The organism is Frankia sp. CcWB2 (assembly GCF_977927585.1).
This window is the reverse complement of sequence record NZ_CDWRCM010000027.1, coordinates 22,443-25,854: the sequence shown is the minus strand read 5'-3', so window position 1 is coordinate 25,854 and position 3,412 is coordinate 22,443. Positions and strand designations below refer to the sequence as shown.

At 74.4% G+C, this 3,412-nt stretch carries 2 protein-coding genes and 2 pseudogenes; all 4 read right to left on the bottom strand.

The genetic code is table 11. The features are described from left to right. Window positions 1-448 (bottom strand): annotated as a pseudogene (locus ACY45C_RS05075) (LmeA family phospholipid-binding protein); the annotation flags it as partial. Between the two features lie 272 nt (window positions 449-720). After that, a pseudogene (locus ACY45C_RS05070) lies at window positions 721-1,528 on the bottom strand (SDR family NAD(P)-dependent oxidoreductase). A gap of 65 nt (window positions 1,529-1,593) precedes the next feature. Next, a complete protein-coding gene (locus ACY45C_RS05065; RefSeq protein ID WP_462186483.1) occupies window positions 1,594-1,749 on the bottom strand; it encodes a hypothetical protein in 156 nt (51 codons plus the stop codon). A 51-nt stretch (window positions 1,750-1,800) separates the two neighbouring features. Next, window positions 1,801-3,399 (bottom strand): FAD-binding oxidoreductase, encoded by a 1,599-nt coding sequence (locus ACY45C_RS05060; protein WP_462186488.1) that lies wholly within the window; start codon window positions 3,397-3,399, stop codon window positions 1,801-1,803. Window positions 3,400-3,412 lie beyond the last annotated feature (13 nt).

The following is a 3,412-nucleotide window of genomic DNA, read 5'->3' as shown; positions in this document are numbered from 1 at the left end:
CGGCGAATCCCTCCGGGCCTCTACCGCCCCCGCCGGCGGCGCCGGGCAGCCGATCATGGGGTCCGCCGCCCTCGCGGGCGGTGATGTTCCCCATCCCCGTGGTCCCGGGCGCCGCACCCAGGACCGCGGTGCCGTCGTAGCCACCCTGAGCGCCGGAGCCGGCCCACGGGTCATAACCGGCCGGCGGCTCATAACCAGCCGGCGACTCATAACCAGCCGGCGGGTCACCCCTCCGGGCCGGCGCGGCCGGCCGCGCCGGCCGGAACGAGTCCGCGGGCGGCGGTGGTCCCATCGGCCGGAAGGACTCCGCAGGCGGCGGTGGTCCCACCGGGGCGCCCGGACGGGCCGGCCTGTTCTGGTTCGCGGGCCGCGTCCCATCACCGTCCGGAGGCATCACATGGGTGCTGTCCGCAGGCTGCTGCCCATCACCGTCACGTCCGTCGTTCACCGGTCCATCTCCTGCCATGCCGCGCCGGAGCACGCCGTCGCCCTGTCGATGTCCGCCTGGCGGTTGTCCTGTGCCTGGCCCTGCCGGATCGTCGCATGCTCCGTGCCTTCCGCACGGCCGCGGGTCCGATCATCCATGCGACATCGGTGTCGGATCCCCGACTTGACCGACCAGACCGGGCAAACCAGATACCATCGGCCACCGCCCGGAGCATGATCCGCCAGCCATCACCGGCCGTCACCCATGTCACCAGCGTCACCGCCGCCACCAGCTCACACCTCCAGCGGGAGCTGCGCCACCGGAGTGTCCCGTCTAGCCGGCGCGAGCCGGAAAACGTCGCCACGCGGGGCGGCGAACGCCTGCCAGAAGTGGTCCGCGACCACCCCCGGACGTAGCGGGCCCGCAGCGTCCACCCTGCCGTCGAGAACCACCGTGCGCAGCCGGACACCCCGCGCGGCCAGCATCGGCCGTACCGCATCGGCGAGGGCGGCGAGGCCTGCCTTGCCGATCGCCAGCGCGAACCGGCCGGCCACCGGCTCGGTGCGCGATCCGGCCGTGGTCAACAGGTATGGTCGCGGCCGGCCGGTCCACGAGGAGGTCTGCCGCCACCTGCACCGCGGTGAGCGCGCCCGTGACGTTCACCGCAAGAGTCTGGTTCATCGTCTCGGCCTTCACCGTGAGGGCGCCGCCGCGGATGCTGAGCTTGGCGTTGTAGACAAGCACCGTCAGCCCCCCGACGTCGGCCGCCACCCGCTGGATGGCCGTGGTGAGGGCCGGCTGGTCGGTGACGTCGGCGACGGCGCCGTGCACCGCCAGGCCGTCCTCGGCGAGCTCGTCCCTCACCCGGGTCAGCGTGTCGGCGGACCGGGAGACGACTCCCAGGGCGAACCCCTCCCGGCCAAACCGGCGCAACAGGTCGGAACCGAAGCTCGCCCCCGGTCCCACGACGACGAGGCCGCGGGTCGCCGGGGCGAACTCCGGGTCCCCGGCACGGTCCCCGGCATGGTCACGATCACGGTCGACGCCACCGCCCGGCCCGCCGGGGTAACCCGGAGCCGGCTCGCACGGTCCGGTGCTCATGGCCTCATCCTGACGGAGACGCTGTCCGGACATCCCGGGGATCGACGGAACGCCCGGCCCGGTCTTCAGGGGTGGGCCCGCTGCTCCCGGGCGGCCTCGACGGCCGCCCGGGCCCGCAGCGGCGCGCAACGGTGGTAGGCCCAGCCCAGGGCCGCACCGACGATGACCACCGGGATCAGCAGGAAGAACAGGACAACCACACAGGCGGCAATGGTCTCCACACCCTTGGCCTACCCAGGCTCCCGGGTCGACCCGATGCGCCCGGTAGTGCCTCAGGCGACGAGAACCCCGGGGTTGAGGATGCCGGCCGGGTCCAGTGTCCGTTTGACCGCCCGGAGCACCTCGACACCAAGATCGCCGATCTCGGCGCCGAGCCAGGGCCGGTGCTCCGTCCCGACCGCGTGGTGGTGGGTGATCGTGCCGCCCGTGGCGACGACCGCGTCCGTGGCCGCGGCCTTGGCCGCCCGCCAGCTCCCGATCGGGTCGTCGCCCTCGCCGCAGACGACGGTGAAGTAGAGCGAAGCCCCCGTGGCGTACAGATGAGAAATGTGGCACATGACGACCGGTGCCAGGCCGGCGGCGGCCAGCGTCATGGTGAGCGCATCTCGGACGGCCGCGTACAGCCCGGGCAGCGCCGTCCAGAATCCCGCCGTTTCCAGGGTCTCGGCGAAGATGCCCTGGTCCAGCAGCGCGTCGCGCAGGTAGGGCGCCCGGAACCGACCCTGCTCCCAGTCCTGGCCGGCCGCCGCGCCGAGCCGTTTGGCGCCCCCGGCGAGCAGGACGGCAGCGACCGCCGCGGAACGCTGTTCCACCGCGCGATCGTCGCCTTCGTAGCCGGTCACCAGGTAGCAGCCGACGACGCCGCCCCCGCGCTCGCCGCCCGACCGGGTCGGCCGCGCGAGCCCCGCGACGGTCTCCGTCTCGTCGGACAACCGGCATACCGTCGGCCGCAGGTCGCGGGCGGCGAGTGAGCGCAGCAGCCGGATGCCGGTCGCGAAGTCGGGCACCGACCAGGCCTCGTAGCCGCGCCGGGCCGGCAGCGGCCGGACCCGGACCACGACCTGGGTGATCACCCCGAAGGCGCCCTCGGAGCCGAGTAGCAGCTCCCGCAGGTCCGGTCCGGCGGCCGACGCCGGGGCGCGGCCGAGCTCCCAGCCGCCCACCGGCGTGGCCACCCGCAGGCCGACGACCAGGTCGTCGAACCGGCCGTAGCCCCCGGATGCCTGACCGCTGGACCTGGTCGCCGCGTAGCCACCGATAGTGGCGTACTCCCAGGACTGGGGGACGTGCCCGAGCGTGAGACCGTGCTCGGCCAGCAACGCCTCGGCCCGGGGGCCCCGCAGCCCGGCGCCGAGCTCCGCGGTGCCGGAGTCGGGATCCACCCGGCCGAGCCGGTCCAGCCGGGCGAGGTCGAGGGCGACGGCGGCACGGTCGCCACGCTCGGGCGGCGCAAGGCCGCCGACGACCGAGGTACCGCCCCCGAACGGCACGACCACGAGGTGCTCTCTGGTCGCGACCCGCAGCACGCCGAGCACCTCGTCATGATCGGCGGGCCGGACGACCGCGTCGGGCGCGGCGGAGGCATCCCCCGCCCGCAGGTGCAACAGGTCGGTCGTCGAGCGGCCCCGGCAGTGCCGGATGCGCGTGACATCGTCCACCCGGACCTCGTCGTCCCCGACGACCTCCGCGAGCGCGGCCCGGGCCGGATCCGGCAGCCGCGACGCGGGCAGGCGTACCTCGGCGAGCGGGACGGGCGGGCGAGGACGGGCGGGAATGCCGAGCCGAGCCAGCAGAAGGCGGGTGGAATCGGGCAGTGGGTCATGCGCCTCGGCGGGGCCCCAGCCCCACCAGACTGATTCGGCCGGGACGATCTCACGGGCTTTC